At 30.3% G+C, this 16877-nt stretch carries 19 protein-coding genes and 2 pseudogenes; 16 read left to right on the plus strand and 5 right to left on the minus strand.

What is annotated here, in order from left to right:
• Nucleotides 1-17 precede the first annotated feature (17 nt).
• Nucleotides 18-521: a phosphohydrolase gene (locus NMU03_RS13530; protein WP_290139029.1), complete on the plus strand. Its 504-nt coding sequence runs from the start codon at nt 18-20 to the stop codon at nt 519-521.
• Nucleotides 522-565: 44 nt separating this feature from the next.
• Here the strand turns inward: NMU03_RS13530 and NMU03_RS13535 are convergent, their stop codons facing one another.
• Entirely contained in the window at nt 566-1765 is a 1200-nt protein-coding gene (locus tag NMU03_RS13535; RefSeq protein WP_290139031.1) for an MFS transporter, read from the minus strand.
• Nucleotides 1766-1840: 75 nt separating this feature from the next.
• Nucleotides 1841-2725: a MurR/RpiR family transcriptional regulator gene (locus NMU03_RS13540; RefSeq protein ID WP_290139032.1), complete on the minus strand. Its 885-nt coding sequence runs from the start codon at nt 2723-2725 to the stop codon at nt 1841-1843.
• A gap of 119 nt (nt 2726-2844) precedes the next feature.
• Here NMU03_RS13540 and NMU03_RS13545 point away from each other — a divergent pair.
• From NMU03_RS13545 to NMU03_RS13615, 15 genes and pseudogenes are all read left to right on the plus strand, one after another.
• Nucleotides 2845-3512, plus strand: a pseudogene (locus tag NMU03_RS13545) (nitroreductase family protein).
• Between the two features lie 16 nt (nt 3513-3528).
• The gene (gene vanR / locus NMU03_RS13550) at nt 3529-4221 is read left to right on the plus strand and encodes a VanR-ABDEGLN family response regulator transcription factor (RefSeq protein WP_290139033.1); all 693 of its coding nucleotides are present in this window, start codon (nt 3529-3531) and stop codon (nt 4219-4221) included.
• Nucleotides 4157-5296 carry a sensor histidine kinase gene (locus tag NMU03_RS13555; RefSeq protein ID WP_290139034.1) on the plus strand — a complete coding sequence of 380 codons (1140 nt, stop codon included), beginning with the start codon at nt 4157-4159 and terminating at the stop codon, nt 5294-5296. Before vanR ends, NMU03_RS13555 begins: the two co-directional genes overlap by 65 nt.
• Before the next feature lie 128 nt (nt 5297-5424).
• Nucleotides 5425-6473, plus strand: a pseudogene (gene vanG, locus NMU03_RS13560) (D-alanine--D-serine ligase VanG).
• A complete protein-coding gene (locus tag NMU03_RS13565; protein ID WP_290139036.1) occupies nt 6451-7197 on the plus strand; it encodes a D-alanyl-D-alanine carboxypeptidase family protein in 747 nt (248 codons plus the stop codon). Before vanG ends, NMU03_RS13565 begins: the two are co-directional and overlap by 23 nt.
• Nucleotides 7194-8195, plus strand: coding sequence for an acyltransferase family protein (locus tag NMU03_RS13570; RefSeq protein WP_290139038.1), 1002 nt, complete (start codon nt 7194-7196; stop codon nt 8193-8195). Before NMU03_RS13565 ends, NMU03_RS13570 begins: the two co-directional genes overlap by 4 nt.
• On the plus strand, nt 8179-9297 hold the full coding sequence (gene vanT, locus NMU03_RS13575) for a serine racemase VanT catalytic subunit (protein WP_290139040.1): 1119 nt from the start codon (nt 8179-8181) through the stop codon (nt 9295-9297). The genes NMU03_RS13570 and vanT overlap by 17 nt, the downstream gene beginning before the upstream one ends.
• Before the next feature lie 139 nt (nt 9298-9436).
• Nucleotides 9437-10834: a glycoside hydrolase family 1 protein gene (locus NMU03_RS13580; RefSeq protein WP_290139042.1), complete on the plus strand. Its 1398-nt coding sequence runs from the start codon at nt 9437-9439 to the stop codon at nt 10832-10834.
• Nucleotides 10835-11001: 167 nt separating this feature from the next.
• On the plus strand, nt 11002-12414 hold the full coding sequence (locus NMU03_RS13585; protein WP_290139044.1) for a glycoside hydrolase family 1 protein: 1413 nt from the start codon (nt 11002-11004) through the stop codon (nt 12412-12414).
• Nucleotides 12415-13063: 649 nt separating this feature from the next.
• On the plus strand, nt 13064-13387 hold the full coding sequence (locus NMU03_RS13590; protein WP_290139045.1) for a WYL domain-containing transcriptional regulator: 324 nt from the start codon (nt 13064-13066) through the stop codon (nt 13385-13387).
• Nucleotides 13388-13439: 52 nt separating this feature from the next.
• Nucleotides 13440-13823, plus strand: a complete 384-nt coding sequence (locus tag NMU03_RS13595) for a GyrI-like domain-containing protein (RefSeq protein ID WP_290139046.1) — start codon at nt 13440-13442, stop codon at nt 13821-13823.
• A 153-nt stretch (nt 13824-13976) separates the two neighbouring features.
• On the plus strand, nt 13977-14135 hold the full coding sequence (locus NMU03_RS13600; protein WP_290138942.1) for a hypothetical protein: 159 nt from the start codon (nt 13977-13979) through the stop codon (nt 14133-14135).
• Between the two features lie 110 nt (nt 14136-14245).
• Nucleotides 14246-14830, plus strand: a complete 585-nt coding sequence (locus NMU03_RS13605) for a transposase (protein ID WP_290138940.1) — start codon at nt 14246-14248, stop codon at nt 14828-14830.
• On the plus strand, nt 14827-15294 hold the full coding sequence (locus NMU03_RS13610; RefSeq protein WP_290138938.1) for a transposase: 468 nt from the start codon (nt 14827-14829) through the stop codon (nt 15292-15294). The genes NMU03_RS13605 and NMU03_RS13610 overlap by 4 nt, the downstream gene beginning before the upstream one ends.
• Before the next feature lie 214 nt (nt 15295-15508).
• A complete protein-coding gene (locus NMU03_RS13615) occupies nt 15509-15724 on the plus strand; it encodes a GyrI-like domain-containing protein (protein WP_290142352.1) in 216 nt (71 codons plus the stop codon).
• Between the two features lie 34 nt (nt 15725-15758).
• Here the strand turns inward: NMU03_RS13615 and NMU03_RS13620 are convergent, their stop codons facing one another.
• From NMU03_RS13620 to NMU03_RS13630, 3 genes are all read right to left on the minus strand, one after another.
• On the minus strand, nt 15759-15983 hold the full coding sequence (locus NMU03_RS13620; protein ID WP_290139048.1) for a hypothetical protein: 225 nt from the start codon (nt 15981-15983) through the stop codon (nt 15759-15761).
• Nucleotides 15984-16082: 99 nt separating this feature from the next.
• Nucleotides 16083-16463 (minus strand): SprT family zinc-dependent metalloprotease, encoded by a 381-nt coding sequence (locus NMU03_RS13625; RefSeq protein ID WP_290139050.1) that lies wholly within the window; start codon nt 16461-16463, stop codon nt 16083-16085.
• A 157-nt stretch (nt 16464-16620) separates the two neighbouring features.
• On the minus strand, nt 16621-16866 hold the full coding sequence (locus tag NMU03_RS13630; protein ID WP_290139051.1) for a hypothetical protein: 246 nt from the start codon (nt 16864-16866) through the stop codon (nt 16621-16623).
• Between the last annotated feature and the right edge of the window lie 11 nt (nt 16867-16877).

Here is a 16877-nt window from a genome sequence, read left to right on the forward strand (position 1 = left end):
AAAGAAAGGATGGGAATATGACACCAAAAATGCATACATATACAGGTTTGCAAATTGATCCGTTAAAAATTTGTGAAACAGATATAAATATTAAAGATATCGCACACGCTTTGAGTTTATTATGCCGTGGCGGTGGACATTTGAATACTTTTTACTCTGTTGCACAACATAGTATCAACTGTGCCAAAGAAGCAATGAGTCGAGGGTATCGTCACGATATTGTTTTAGGCTGTTTATTACATGATGCCAGTGAAGCCTATCTTTGTGATATTATTCGTCCTGTTAAACAGTATCTTGATTTGTATTTACAAATTGAAACACAAATCATGAATGTGATTTTTCAAAAATATAATCTTTATCTTTTATTTGATGATTTACAGATAATCAAAAGAATTGATGATGAAATGCTTCAACATGAATTATATGAATTGATGAACAATCAAACAAAACCTGTTGATACATTAAAGATACAACCAGATTTAAAAGAAAAAGATTATCGAGAAGTTGAAAAAAATTTTTAGAATTATTTCATCAGTTAGAATATGAAAAAAGCTAATTTTGTGCATTAGCTTTTTTCATATGATTTAATAAGTGGTCTTTTTGATAAACCGACTTTCTTTCTTAATGTTAAAAACATGACTAGAAAACCTATTAGTGTCATCGTACCAGCAAAAATTAGCATACTACTTAACCCAAATGTATCTTGTAAAACACCGCCAAAAATATTACCGACGGCAGAACCTAAACCAGTAGACATCATACCAATCAATGTTTGTCCCATCATCTGATCACTTTCTTTTAAATAATCATTTACATAATAAGTGATTGTAGCTGTAAAAAGACCATAAGAGAATCCTTGAAACATCATTCCAATCAGTAAGATTGGTAAAGATGGTGCAAGACAGATAGTGAAATTCCTTATTAAATAAAATCCTGCACTCACTAAAATAAGTGTTTCAGCACGATATTTTTTTAATAATCTATAGGTTATAGACATGACTGGCATTTCACTGGCAGCCATACAAAAGACAGCAATCCCATATAATGATGTACTTCCACCTAAGTTTTTAACAATATTAATTAAATAAGTTGATAAAGTTGTAGAGGCTGCTAACATAAAAGCAAAAGCAACGAGAATCATAAAGAAAATACGATAATTTTTGATGATTGTAAAGGCAGAAGATTGATGTTCTTGTTGATTTTGTTCTTGTATTTGATAAGGAGGCATTGAAAATAAAACCACTAACAATAAAAAACCTGATAATAAATGGGTATAAATAATGACGGTTGGATTTAACCATTCAATCAATCGACTCACAACAACAGCTCCAATAGCATAAGAAATAGAGCCTAATCCTCGTGATATACCAAAATTAATATATTGTCCATCTTTTAAATAATCCATACAAATCATTGATAAAAATGGAACGATAGAAACAACCAAACTCAATAATAAAATATAAAATAACATAATAATAACCAAAGGACTCGTTATAAAATATAAACTGATAAACATGAAAAACATAATGATATATAAAATAAGAATTAATTTTCTAATACTTAAATTTGGAATTTTTGTAAGCAAAGATGAAATAAATGGTGACAAAAAGATGGATAAAATAGCACCTCCACCACTGACAATACCAATATCAGTATTGCTTAAGCCACGATACTGTAAGAAAATTGCAATATAGCCATAAATAGATAAATAAGATACCCAAAAAAGAATATGTAAAAAGTTATATTTCATTTGTAAAGATTTCATTGCTGTTTCCTCCTTATATAGCGATTTTATCATATCAAAAAATAAAGTATACAAGATTTTTTTCATATTGTGAAACTATTTTCTTTCATCACTGACAGGACTAGATAATGGATGTCTGGAATCATTCTTTTTATCATGATCAACTTTATTTTGGATGTTTTGTTCATAATCTTTTTGAAAGATGCATGAAAAAATAATATTTAATAAATATTCAATAGAAATTTGTGATGCAAAAGGGGCAATCTTTGTAAAGATTTTTTCTCTTGAACCAATATTTAAAATATAATTGGCATAATGAGATAAACGATTATCACCAATTGAGGTTAAAACAATAATAGGTGTGCCTTTTTCTTTAAGTGTTTTAGCAATTTTAATATTTTCATTAGTTTCTCCTGAGTAAGAAATAATCATCGCAATATGATCTGTATTGGAATTATAGGATTGAAAAATCTGTTCTCCATGTAAGATCTTTAAGTTCACATTTCGAGAAATACGCATCATTTTATGTTGAAAACTCATTGCTGCTAAAAGGGAGTTTCCAGAACCATAAATATCAATATGATTATTATGATAAAGCAATTCAACAATCTTTTCTAACATCGAAAAATCAATCAATTTAATCGTATCAGCTATCACTTCCTGATATAAAGAAGAAAGTTTATGACAAATCATTGGATAACTATCATTTTGCTGGAAAGGAAAATTCACATCAATACGATTAGTATGATGCAAATCATATTGTAATTCAGCCGAATATTTAATTTTAAAGTCATTATATCCTTCTAATCCTAATTTTTTACAGAGTCTTACAATAGTAGCAGGAGAGGCGTATGTCTGTTTGGCTAAATCTTTCACCGACATACTTAAAACATCATCACCATGATTTAAAATATATCTGGCAATTTGTTTTTCTGATTGGGAAAACTCTAATTCAAATTCTAATTGTGTCATTATACTCATTCTTATCACCAAAACTATTATATCATGAAACAAAGTTTCATAGAAGTTTACATTTTAAAGTTTTATATGAAGCTATAAATATGGTAAAATAAATAAGAACAAAAAAGGAGAAAGTATTTATGGATTTAAAAGAAGTAATCAAACAAAGACATAGTGTTCGTCAATATTTAGATCAACCTTTGGCTATAGAAGATATAAAAGCATTGAAAGAAAAAATTCAGGAGTGTAATCAAAAAGTGGTTTACATATTCAATTCATAACAAATGAACCTAAAGCTTTTCAGAGTCAAATGGCTCATTATGGAAAGTTTGAAGGCGTTAAAAACTATATTGCCTTAGTGGGAAAGAAAAGCAAAGATTTAGAAGAAAAATGTGGTTATTATGGTGAACAACTTGTTTTATTTGCACAACAGCTTGGATTCAATACATGTTGGGTAGTTCTCACATATAAGAAAATGCGTTCTCGTATGCAAATAGAACCAGATGAAAAGTTAGTGGCTGTGATTACAATTGGTTATGGCGCCAATCAAGGAAAACCACATCGTAGTAAAACTATTCAGGATGTTGTGAAAAGTGATGAAGAGTTGCCTGATTGGTTTTGCAATGGGGTGACTTATGCCCTTTTAGCACCAACTGCTTTAAATCAACAAAAATTTGAATTGTCTTACAATCATCATAAAGTCTTTTTAAAAGCTAAGCGTGGTTTTTATACACGTATTGATTTAGGAATAGTAAAATATCATTTTGAAATTGGAGCAGGACAAGAACATTTTGAGTGGGATGAATGAAAAAGAGGTGAATATAATGAATGAAAAAATACTTGTTGTTGATGATGAAAAGGAAATTGCTGATTTATTAGAATTTTATCTAACCAATGAAGGCTTTGAAGTTTATAAATTGAATAATGGACAAGATGCTTTATCATGCATTGATAATCATCCCATCGACATGGCTATTTTAGATATTATGCTCCCTGATATTGATGGTTTCCAGATTTGTCAAAAAATAAGAGAACATTATTTCTTTCCCGTTATGATGTTAACCGCAAAAATTGAAGATTTGGATAAAATTATGGGATTGACACTAGGAGCTGATGATTATATTACAAAACCATTTAATCCATTAGAAGTTGTAGCAAGGGTTAAAACGCAGCTGAGACGTTATAAAAAATATAATACAATGACAAAGACAAAAGAAACTACGGAATATGATATTCGAGGTTTAAGCATTAATAAGGAAACACATAAATGTTATTTATATGGACAGCTCATAGATTTAACACCGATTGAATTTGATGTTTTATGGTATTTATGTTCTAAGCAGGGAAAAGTTGTTTCAAGTGAAGAGCTATTTGAAGCTGTGTGGAAAGAAAAGTATATTGATAATAATAATACAGTTATGGCACATATTGCTCGTTTAAGAGAAAAATTAAATGAATCAACAAAAAAACCAAAATTTATTAAAACAGTATGGGGAGTGGGGTATCAAATTGAATAAATCAAAACAATTATTAAGAAAAGCTATGATACGTATTATTATTTATGCTTTTATCTATACTTTTGGATTATTAGGTGTGATTGTGATTGGGTGGCAATTGGCATCTCGAATAACATGGTATAATAGTAATCCAATTTATGAGTTCCTGATATTGATTCAAAATGGTTTGATTATTTTATTACCCGTTTTATTAATATGTGGTTATCTTGTGATTGTCTTTTTTGAATTAAGAAAACCCTATACCTATTTAGATGAACTGGCTTATGGTATTCAAGAAATCAATAATCGTTCAACATATGCCATTCGTTTAGAAGATGATGAATTAAAAGAATTGAATGATTTATTGAATCAAATCAAATCTGAAATTGAATTTAATGAACAGGCAGCAAAAGTTGCTGAACAAAAAAAGAATGATTTAATTGTTTATTTAGCACATGATTTAAAAACACCTTTAACATCAATGATTGGATATTTGATGATTCTTAAAGATGAAAAAGAACTTCCTCAAAAATCTCATGATCATTATGTAGAAATAGCCTTGGATAAAGCACAAAGATTAGAAGATTTAATCAATGAGTTCTTTGAAATCACACGTTTTAATTTAACACAACAAGCTTTAGAAATTTCTCAAATTGATCTTGTGAGAATGTTGGAACAACTCATTTATGAATTTAAACCAATGTTTCAAGAGAAGAATCTCAACTGTGAATTACAAGCACCAAAATCATTGGCTATCAAATGTGATGTACAAAAAATGCAACGTGTTTTTGATAATCTATTGAAAAATGCTGTAAACTATTGTTTTGAAAATAGTACAATCCATATTCAATTGACAGAAGAAAAACAAGGTTATCATATTGTTTTTGAAAATAGTGGCTATACGATTCCACAAGCAAAGCTTGATCATATTTTTGAACAGTTTTTTCGATTGGATCAATCACGTGGAACGAAAACAGGTGGAGCAGGGCTAGGGCTTTCTATTTCTAAAGCAATCATTGAACAGCATCAAGGAACAATTCAAGTTCAAAGTTATGATGAAAAGATTATTTTTGATGTCTTTTTACCTCAGTTGTAAGAAAATTTTAAGAATTTATTAATGAAATCGTAAGTGGAAGATAGGGAAATATTTAAAAAGAAGATTTTCTATTTTGATAGAATGAATTTATCAAAATAGAAAATTTTTTATTTATGGAGGATAAAAAGATGAAAAAGAAAATTGCAGTCATTTTTGGAGGTCAATCAAGTGAATACAGTGTGTCATTAGAATCAGCCTATTCTGTTTTATCGCATATTGATCAAGAAAAATTTGATGTTTATATGATTGGGATTACATCACAAGGTGAATGGAAACATTTTGAGGGTGATATAACCTTGATAAGAGATAATCAATGGAATAATGCGGCTTTAAAAGAAGTTATTTTTTCTAAAAATTGTGTATTAGAAATTAAAAATCAAAATATTCAGAAAGTCAAAATAGATGCTGTGTTTCCTATATTACATGGAAAAAATGGGGAAGATGGTTCGATTCAAGGGGTGATTCAGTTGTCAGGTATACCTTTGATTGGCTGTGATGTTTTATCATCAGCTTTATGTATGGATAAGTATCGTGCACATGAACTTGTAAAAGGGGCAGGTATTCGTGTTCCCAAAAGTGTTTATATAGATGGATGGCAAGAATATGTTTTTAAAAAAATCAGATTCTTCAATTACAATTACCTATTTATGTTAAACCCGTTAGGTCTGGATCATCTTTAGGTATTTGTCGTTTAGAAAGTTTTGAGCAGTTAGATAAAGCGATTCAAAAAGCTTTCTTACATGATTTACATGTCTTGATTGAAGAAGAAGTGAAAGGTTTTGAAATTGGTTGTGCTGTGATGGGCAATGATACGCTTTTGACAGGACGTGTAGATGAAATTGAATTAAGTTCAGGATTCTTTGATTTTGATGAAAAATATACCTTGGAAACATCAAAAATTCATGTACCTGCTCGTATTAGTCCGGCCTTAGAAAACCAAGCACAACAACTGGCTCAAAATATTTATCGTATTTTAGGTTGTCGTGTGTTTGCTAGAGTGGATATGTTTTTAACAAATGACCAGCAATTTGTTTTTAATGAAGTCAATACAATACCAGGTTTTACGGCTCATAGCCGTTATCCAATGATGATGGAAAAACAGGGGATTTCTTTTCAAGAATTATTAACACAATTGATAGAAATGGGGATGCAAAATGCAAATCAAAGAACTATATAAAAAAGATATTTATCGGGGAAATTTGATTCTTGTTAATGATCAATATCCAGTGCGTTTACCAGTTATTCAATTAGAATCATGGATGGATTCAACATATCAGAATCAAAAAACAGTCAGTTATTTATTGAAACAATGTTTTTGTAAATTAGGATTAAAAGATGAAATTGTGTTGACAAGTGCTTATCGTACTTTTCAAGAACAACAACAGCTTTACGAAGGATCTTGTAAAGAAAATGGTAGAGTATGGACCAAACAATATGTCGCGAAAGCTGGACATAGTGAACATGAAACAGGATTGGCTATTGATTTATCTATTCGTCATGATCAACAAAATATGATTTGTCCTGATTTTCCATATGATGGAATTGCTAAAAAATTTCGTGATATTTGCAAGGATTATGGTTTTATTGAAAGATATCCTCAAGATAAAGAAAAGCATACGCATATAGCTAGAGAATCATGGCATTTTCGTTATGTTGGTTTTCCTCACTCATATATTATGCAAAAAGAGAATTTATGTCTGGAAGAATATCATCAATTTTTGAAACAATATTCTCTTTATCAACCATATATTTATGTGATTAAAAATAAATTATTTGAAATTTTTTATGTACCAATGATCCAAGAGAAAACTGTTATAGCTTTAAAAAATGAAGCACTCTATCAAGTGTCTGGAAATAATCATGATGGATTTATTGTGACAGTCTGGAGGAAACAAGTGTGAAAAAAGGTTATCCAGTGATAGATTTTTTAAGAGTGATAGCAGCTATTTTTGTTATCGCTATTCATATTTATCCATTTGCCTCGATTTCACCTTTTTTAGATTTTATATGTACACGGGTTGTGGGTAGGATCGCGGCTCCATTCTTTTTTATGGTGATATCATTTTTCTTGTTTCAATATGGTTATCCTACTTATAAGCATATCAAAAAAACAATTCTTTCTTTATTGAAATGGTATGGCTATGCCATTATGATTTATATTCCTTTAATGCTTTATAATCATTATTTCACGCAACCACATTTATACTTAGAAGTCATAAAAGATTTATTCATTGATGGTACATTTTACCATTTATGGTATTTTCCAGCAGTTATAGTAGGACTGATCATTGTTCTTCTCTTGAAAAAAGGGCTAGTACTACTAGCATGGGGAATTGTTGTGATTTTATATATAGTTGGATTAATGGGTGATAGTTATTATGGCATGATTGTTCATATACCAGCTTTACAAACCTTTTATGATTATTTATTTGTATATATGGATTATACCAGAAATGGTTTGTTTTTTGCGCCTATGTTTTTAATGCTGGGAAGTGTTATAAGTGAAGAATACTCTATTCATCAAAAGACATTTATTTTTACGGGTTGTATAAGTTTTGTATGTATGTTTATCGAATCTTTGTTATTGCATACAATGACTTCAATAAGACATGATGCGATGTATGTATTTTTACCTGTTGTTTGTTTTTGTCTATTTTATTTATGTATTCAATATCAGGGCAACAGACATCCGCTTTGTCAAAAATTATCCCTATATGTTTATATCTTTCATCCATTGATGATTGTTGTGGTAAGGATGATAGGAAAGTTTACACATCTCATGGTCTTTGTAGATAATAATTTTATTCAATTTTTACTTGTTGTTTGTGGTTCATTTGGTGTGGCTTACATGATTGTTTATTTATTGGAAAGGAAAAATGGATATGGTAGAAAAGTATAGCGATAGTCATAGAAGTTGGATTGAGATTGACCTATCAGCGTTAAGATATAATGTAAAACAATTATGTCGTTTTCTTGACACTCAGGAACAATTTATGGCTGTTGTGAAAGCAAATGCTTATGGTCATGGAATGATACGTATTTGTCAGGAATTAAATGCTATAGGTATAAAACAGTTTGCAGTAGCAACACTAGGAGAAGCCATTATATTAAGAAAACATCATATTGAGGGTGAAATATTGATATTGGGATATACAGATCCACAAAATATTGAAGAGATTAGACATTATCATTTAACACAGACATTGATTGATGATCATTATGCCTATCTTTTAGAACAACAACATGTCCACATTCAAGTTCATCTTGCCATTGATACAGGCATGCATCGTCTAGGTGTAGAAAGTTTAGAAACTCTCAAGAGGATTTTTGAATATTCCTATTTACATATCACAGGAGTATTTTCACATTTATGTGTTTGTGATGAAATCACTCCAGAACGTCAAGATTATACATATCAACAAATTGAATCTTTTCTACATAATATTCAACAACTTCAAAAAGCAGGTTATGACATTGGTAAAGCACATCTTTTAAGTAGTTATGGTTTATTACATTATCCTCAATATTGTTTTGACAATGTCAGAATGGGAATTTTAATGTATGGGGTAGATTCGTCATTTCCTAAACAAACTATTTGTTCTTTAAAACCAGTTCTTTCATTAAAATCAAAGATTGTGTTGATACGAGAAATTAAGAAAAATGAAACTGTTGGTTATGGTCGTAGCTTTCAAGCTCAACATGATATGAAAATAGCTGTTGTGCCAATCGGTTATGGTGATGGTTTACCACGTCTGCTTTCTAATCAGGGACATGTGATAGTCAATGGACAGTATGCTCCTATTATAGGACGTATTTGTATGGATCAGATGATGATAGATGTCAGTGATATAACTGATATACAAGTAGAAGATATAGTGACTGTTATTGGAGAAGATAAAATCAGACAAGATGTTGAAACATTAGCCAAACAGACTCAAACGATTTCTAATGAAATTTTATGTTGTTTAAGTCCTCGTTTGCCAAGAATTTATAAATATTAATATTTTATGAAACATAGTTTCATATTAATGATGCATTTTATATAAATTATGAAACTATTTTATAAAGTAACAAAAAGATATTTACTCTATAGTCAATATCTTTTAAAATGCAATTGTAAAAGAAATGGAGGACTTATCAATGATGAAATTACCTAAAGATTTTTTCTTTGGTGCAGCAATGTCTGGACCACAAACAGAAGGAAGTTATAATGTAGGAGGAAGACTTCGTTCTTATTGGGATATGTATTCTGATATGGAAATTAATGCTTTCCATAATAATGTCGGTTCTTATGTAGGAAATGATATGTATCACAAATATGAAGATGATATCAAGTTATTAAAAAGTATGAACTTTGAATCATTTAGAACATCAATGCAATGGACTAGATTATTAGATCAAGATGGAAATATTAATCCAGAAGGAGCAAAATGGTATCATCAATTAATTGATTGTGCGAATGAAAATGGTATTGATATTTTTATGAATATGTATCATTTTGATATGCCTGAATATTTAGTAAAACGTGGTGGATGGCAAAATCGTGAAGTTGTTGAAGCCTATGCAAATTTTGTAAAAAAAGCAATGGAAGAATTTGGTGATAAGATTAAATATTGGTTTACATTTAATGAACCAATTGTTGAACCTGAACAACAATTTTTACATGGTGTATGGTATCCATATCAAAAAGATTTTAAACAATCTATTAATGTACAGTACAATATTACTTTAGCTCACTGTTTAGCTGTGATGAATTTTAGAAAACTTCAAAAAGAAGGAAAAGTAAGAGCGGATGCTAAAATTGGTATGATTAACTGTTTTGCACCACCTTATACAAAAGAAAATCCGACTCCAGAAGATTTGGAAGCAGTGAGAATGACAGATGGTTTACACAATCGTTGGTGGTTAGATGTTGTGGCTCATGGTCATTTACCTGAAGATGTTTTAGATACTGTTGAAAATGATTGGAAAGTAGAATTGAATCGTCGTGTTGGAGATGAAGCCATTTTAGCACAGGGAAAAGTAGATTGGTTAGGATTTAACTATTATCAACCAACACGTGTTCAAGCACCTGATTCAAAATTTGATGAAAATGGTTTACCATGTATTTCAAAACCATATATCTGGCCAGAAAGAAAAATGAATGTTCATCGTGGATGGGAAATTTATCCTAAAGGAATCTATGATTTTGGTATGAAAATTAAAAAAGAATGTCCTGATTTACCTTTCTTTATTTCTGAAAATGGTATGGGTGTTGAAGGTGAAGAAAAATTCATGGATGAAAATGGTGTGATTCAAGATGATTATCGTATTGAATTTGTTAGAGATCATTTGGAATGGATTGCAAAAGCTATTGAAGATGGAGCTAACTGTTTAGGTTATCATTATTGGGGAGCTATTGATAACTGGTCTTGGTGTAATGCCTTTAAAAACCGTTATGGATTTGTTAGAGTTTGTCTTGATGATGGATATAAACGTAAAGAAAAGAAATCAGCAAACTGGATCAGAGAAGTTGCTCGTACAAAAGAATTTGAATAATAGATTAAGATTGTCTTAACGGACAATCTTTTTTATGAAACATTGTTTCATATTATATGAATAAAAAGTGAGTTTTATGAAACTTCATTATAAATTAAGTAGACTTCATTTACTCTTAAAACGATTTGTTATAAAATAAAAGATAGAGGAAAAAGGAGGAAATTATAGTGGAAAAGAAAATGCCAAAAGGTTTTTATTGGGGTGGTTCAGTATCATCATTCCAAACTGAAGGAGCAAGAAATGAAGGAGGAAAAGGTGTTTGTATTTATGATGTGAGACCTATGAATCCTGAATTTTCTGATTGGAATGTAGCAATTGATGAATATCATCGCTATGATGAAGATATTGCATTAATGAAAGAAATGGGATTTAATTTTTATCGTTTTTCAATCTGTTGGTCAAGAATTATTCCTAATGGAACTTTGGATGAACCTGTTAATGAAGAAGGTGTGAAATTTTATAATGAATTAATTGATAAATTATTGGCTGCTGGTATTGAACCAATGATTACTTTAGTTCATTTTGATATGCCTTATCATTTGGTTAAAAATTATAATGGGTTTGCATCTCGTTATGTTGTGGACTGCTTTGAAAGATATGCGAGAGTTTGTATTGAAAGATTTGGAGATCGTGTGAAACATTGGATGAGTTTCAATGAACAAAATTTACATGGCATGATGTTAAGAGTTTCTAATGCTGAAGAAATTCCTGAAGGTGTCAGTGAAGCAAAACATTTATATCAAGTGAATCATAATGTTTTCATTGCTCACTGTAAAGCTGTGAAAGCTTTAAGAGAATTACAACCTGATGCTAAGTTCTGTGGTATGGCTGCTGTAACAAATATTTATCCATACACAAATACACCTAAAAATAATTTATTTGCATGGCAAGCTTATCAATATATGAATGGTTTCCATGTTGATGTTTTTGCGAAAGGTAAATACCCTGATTATATGGTGGCATATCTTGAAAATAGAGGATGGATGCCTCATTTTGAAGAAGAAGATGAAGAATTATTAAAATATACAGTAGATTATATTGCATTTAGTTATTATCGTTCTAATACAATTACTGAAGGTGAATTTGATTTAGATAGACCATATCATGAAGTTGTCAATGAACATATTATTAAAAATCCTCATTGTGAAGCTAATGAATGGGGATGGGAAATTGATCCAATTGGATTTAGATGGACATTAAATGATTTACACAATCGTTCTAATTTACCTGTCTTTGTCTTAGAAAATGGTGTAGGTTGGCGTGAAGATATGACTCAAGAAGAAGTTGATGCCATGTTAGCTGCTGGAAAAACAATTGAAGATGACTATCGTATTAACTATCATAGAGATCATATTAGAGAAATGGAAAATGCGATGTTTGAAGAAGGTGTACCATGTTTAGGATATATTACATGGGGACCAATTGATATTCTAGCAAGTATGTGTAATATGGATAAACGTTATGGTTTTGTTTATGTTAATAGAACAAATAAAGATATTAGAGATTTAAAACGTATTCCTAAAAAATCATTCTATTGGGTTTCTAAAGTCTTTAAATCTAATGGAGAAGATTTAGATTAAATATTTTAAGTAAAAAGATTCGTTATCATTTATAGCGAATCTTTTGTTATGGCTATATCTTTTTGAAGATGGTTAAATATAATTTGCAAAGCAGAATCAATAGAAATATTTTTATCAAATATATATTCATTTATTTGGGAAAGTAAATCTTTTCCTATTCACCATCTACGCATTTCCTTTTCTCCAAACTCCAATTTTTTATCCCTTGTTTGATGATGTTTTAAAGTTTCATCAAAAGAAAGATCATAATAATAGGCCAAAATATCTGATTGATAAAGTTGTAAAGCTATTTGAAATAATGGTTCATACCAGTTACTATTGAAAATACCTTCAAAAATAGTATATTCACAATGCTAAAAACCATATTGAATCAATTCAGTAAGGAGAGGGATGGATAAATTATTCTTACCATCTCCAACCCATAACATTTCATGTCTAACCATATCTTGAGAAATAAGTAAAGTGTTTCTTCCTAATTTTTTTGTAATAGTTTTGCTAGAGTGGATTTTCCATTTCCAGAATTACCACGCATAATAATAAGAGTAGGCATATAGAAATATCCTTTTTCTTTTATTTTACATTCAATGATAGATAAAGTAAAATGTTTATAATGAATGATAGAATAAAGATAGGGAATGATAAAAGATAAATGAAAGAAAGTAGACTTTTTAAAATACTATATTATTTATTGGCACATAAACAAGCAACAGCTGTTGAATTAGCACAAGAATTTGAAGTATCAGTGAGAACGATTTATCGTGATATTGATAATTTGAGTGGTGCGGGTATTCCTGTTTATGCATTGCAAGGTAAAGGTGATTATTTATTAGTAGAAACATCACTCCCACATAATCACGTTCTTTATTCTTATATATTATCTTTTGGTGAGCATGTGGAAATTATCAAACCACAAGAAATAAGAGAAGAAATGCATAACCATTTAAAAAAATTACAAGAAAAATATAACACATGACATATGGTGTCAAGTTCTGTTTTGTATAATTGTCTTGAAAGGAAGATGATATATGAAATATGAGTGGAGAAAACATGAAAAAGAAGTATATGGAATGAAACAAACACCAATGGTGATAGAAGTGCCTGCTCAACAATTTATTATGATTGATGGTATTAGTAATCCTAATCATCAAGCATTTTCTGATCAAGTGTCAGCGTTATTTTCATTGGCTTATGCTATAAAAATGGGGTATAAAAATATTCAAGATTATACCGTTTATCCTTTAGAGGGAATATGGCGACAAACACAAGATAACGAGAAATTGGATAAAAATTTATTAGAATATACATTAATGATTCGTCAACCTGATTTTATAACACAGGATATGTTTTTTGAATCTTTAGAAAGAGTCAAAAGAAAAAGCCTAATCCTTTATACAATGTCATTAAGTTAAGCTTAAAGAACCTCAATATTGATATTTCTAAAATATTGAGGCTCTTTTTTTATTTTTCTATTGACAAACTGTAAGGTTTGTGGGGCTAAAAATTATAATGTTCTATAATTTTTAGCCCTTTTTAGTAGATGTGTTTTTTAGGAGGTACTTATCATGTTGAATCAATCAAAATCTAACATCTACTATTCACCAAGTATTATCAAAAACAACTTGGACAAATCCATTGATTTTACTCTTGAGGGCATCCAAAACTACTGCCCTGATCCCGTTTCCAATTTTACCGCAATCGCAAGATTACTGCCAGAACACTAATCGAATGCATTATGAACTTCTCCAGTCATTCCACTGTCTGTGAAATGTCAAACTTCTTTTATGACATTAAGGATATGCCTTCTCCTTCCGCTCTCTGTCAGCGAAGAAGTTTGCTGGATCCTGTCATCTTTAAGCGTATCAATCAGCTGTTTCTGTCAAGTTTTGATAATTATGCCACCATCAATGGCTATCGCATACTGGCTCAGGATGGTTCTGACATCAACATCCCTTTTGAGGATGATGATACCAAAATTCTTTATAACTCTCTTGGCAGCCCCTGCTGTCAGTATCATATCAACGCTCTATATGACTGCCTGAATCACGTCTTTCTCGACTGGAGTATTGATTCGGCAACGAAAAAGCAGGAATGCGACGCCCTCATCTCCATCATCAATAATGGGCATTATCCTAGAAATGCTATATTTACTGCTGATCGTGGCTATGAGAATTACAATCTGTTTGCCCATTTCATTGAAAACAATCTCAAGTTCGCCATTCGTGTCAAGGATATCAATACAAAAAGTGGCATCATGACAAACATATCTACACCTGAAGGCTCTTTTGACATGACTGTCACACGCACATTGACAAGACTTCAGACAAAGGAAATAAAAGCCAACAAGGAAAAATATGTCTTTGTTCCTTCTACATCCAAATTTGATTTTTGGGTCCAACTCAGGATTATTATGAAATGACACTTCGCATCGTACGTTTCGAAGCCACTGAAAACAACTATGTGACAATCATCACGAACCTTAGCGAAGATGAATTTTCGCTTGATGACTTCAGGGAGCTGTACCACTTTCGCTGGAATGAGGAAACAGCCTTCAATAAGGTAAAGAATACACTTGGAATGATTTATTTCCATGCAAGAAAAAGACAGCTGATCCAGCAGGAAATCAATGCAACATTCCTGATGTATAATGTTTCTGAAATCATCATCAATAATATTGAGATGAAACAGAACTGCAGATACCGCTACAAGGCGAATTTTGCCAATGCAGTGACAAACATACGATTGTATCTCAGGGATCTATTGGAAGAAGATGTTCTTGTTTCAAGAATAAAAAAATTTCTGGTCCCTGAACGACCAGAAAGATCATATAAACGTTCTATAAAACCGAAATCAGTCAAACCGTTTAATAATAGAACGTCCTGACATGATTCATTATAGCACGTTATTTTAGAATAACAAGAAATTTTTTGAGCTAAATGTTTAGTTCTTTTCGAGTGCGCATGAAATAGATAAAATAAGTTTATAGTTTCGAAATATTCTAAAAGGTACCAACTCTCAATTGAATTGATACCTTAACTTAATCGTTATGATTGCATACTATCCTTTAACTTAATGACATTGTCCTTTATATGAAAATATTCATTTTGAAAAAGTACATGATGGTAAATGTATCCAAATATTACATATTGGTAGTTTTGATGATGAACCAGTATCTTTTCAAAAAATGGATTTATATATAAAGGAAAATGGGGTGAAACGTATTGGTGATTTACATAGAGAAATATATTTAAGTCATCCTCAACGCGTTCAAAAAGAACGTTTCAAAACAATTTTACGTTATTTTGTAGACTAAAAATTCCCCTTATTTTGATTGATGAGGAGAAATATTATTTTATATAGGTTTGAATAAATTGAGATATATTTTTATTTTTTAAAGAAACTGCTTTTAGAAATGTTTGCGTATCTTTTGTTGTGATACGATCAAATGTTTGTAAAAGTATTTTTATATTGTCAATACTAAATTTTTGATAAATCTGATAATAAATGTTTGTACCTGTTTCATGAACATCAGCTGGTCTATGACCATCAAGAGGCTTTAATGATGGAGGCAATGAATGGGTAAGAAAACGAGAAATAGACTTTTGAAATAATTCAGGTTCATTTTCTAATTCATATAATAATGCTGACCATTCAGCATGTGTTTTATTTAACTAATCTTCCCATGATTGCGTATTTGCTCCACAAGCATAAGCGTGAGCCATTTCATGGGCTAAACGATGAAGTTCTTCATCAATGTTTTGAGAAAGTTCGCTAAATACAATCAGATGATCACGTTTGTATCCACCGATTTGATATTTTTCTGGTAAAAAGACGATTGTTGTATCTTCAATTGCGTTTCTTGAATAAAGTTGAAGATAATATTGTCTGATAGCTGCATATTTTTGAATGAATTTTTCCATTTTAACTTGATAATGTGGTTCAAAATAATAAAGTTGAATTCCATCGTTTTCAATATGATATGTATCTTGACAAACCAAAATGATATTACAATCTTTAAAGGTTTTTGATGTTTGGTCATGTAATACCGGCATTTTTGATCAGGCATATAAGTTCCATTAATAAGTTGATAAGTATCATCATGATAAAGAAAAATATCATAATCTTCAAGAATATCAAAATCAGTAGGATACCAGCCGTTATAATAACTAAAATGATAAATGTTTTCTTGCATAAATAAAAAATAGCCATCTAATGATCCATGATAATGAAAGGAAAGATGCCATCTGTTAAATGATGAAATTGATACTTTGTCATTGCTGGATGAAATAATAATAAGCATTGTTCCTCAATTTCTGGTGTTATGATTTTCTCATTGTTTTTAAATTGTGTGATTGAAAGAGAAGATGCTAAAGCAAATGAAAAATCAGCTTTTTGAACATGAATTTGACAAGTGACATTAATTTTTTGATTGATAATTTGTATATGAAGTTCCATAATAACACAAT

It is taken from the genome of Allocoprobacillus halotolerans (assembly GCF_024399475.1).
In the GTDB taxonomy this organism is placed as follows: Bacteria; Bacillota_I; Bacilli_A; order Erysipelotrichales; family Coprobacillaceae; genus Allocoprobacillus; species Allocoprobacillus halotolerans.

Coding starts and splice junctions, on each gene's coding strand:
- NMU03_RS13625 (WP_290139050.1), bottom strand. CDS start 16,463: ATGCCGGTATTACATGACCAAACATCAAAAACCTTTAAAGATTGTAAT.
- NMU03_RS13565 (WP_290139036.1), top strand. CDS start 6,451: ATGCAAATCAAAGAACTATATAAAAAAGATATTTATCGGGGAAATTTG.
- NMU03_RS13535 (WP_290139031.1), bottom strand. CDS start 1,765: ATGAAATCTTTACAAATGAAATATAACTTTTTACATATTCTTTTTTGG.
- NMU03_RS13595 (WP_290139046.1), top strand. CDS start 13,440: ATGAAATATGAGTGGAGAAAACATGAAAAAGAAGTATATGGAATGAAA.
- NMU03_RS13630 (WP_290139051.1), bottom strand. CDS start 16,866: ATGGAACTTCATATACAAATTATCAATCAAAAAATTAATGTCACTTGT.
- vanT (WP_290139040.1), top strand. CDS start 8,179: ATGGTAGAAAAGTATAGCGATAGTCATAGAAGTTGGATTGAGATTGAC.
- NMU03_RS13540 (WP_290139032.1), bottom strand. CDS start 2,725: ATGAGTATAATGACACAATTAGAATTTGAATTAGAGTTTTCCCAATCA.
- NMU03_RS13530 (WP_290139029.1), top strand. CDS start 18: ATGACACCAAAAATGCATACATATACAGGTTTGCAAATTGATCCGTTA.
- NMU03_RS13590 (WP_290139045.1), top strand. CDS start 13,064: ATGAAAGAAAGTAGACTTTTTAAAATACTATATTATTTATTGGCACAT.
- vanR (WP_290139033.1), top strand. CDS start 3,529: ATGAATGAAAAAATACTTGTTGTTGATGATGAAAAGGAAATTGCTGAT.
- NMU03_RS13580 (WP_290139042.1), top strand. CDS start 9,437: ATGATGAAATTACCTAAAGATTTTTTCTTTGGTGCAGCAATGTCTGGA.
- NMU03_RS13555 (WP_290139034.1), top strand. CDS start 4,157: ATGAATCAACAAAAAAACCAAAATTTATTAAAACAGTATGGGGAGTGG.
- NMU03_RS13600 (WP_290138942.1), top strand. CDS start 13,977: ATGTTGAATCAATCAAAATCTAACATCTACTATTCACCAAGTATTATC.
- NMU03_RS13610 (WP_290138938.1), top strand. CDS start 14,827: ATGACACTTCGCATCGTACGTTTCGAAGCCACTGAAAACAACTATGTG.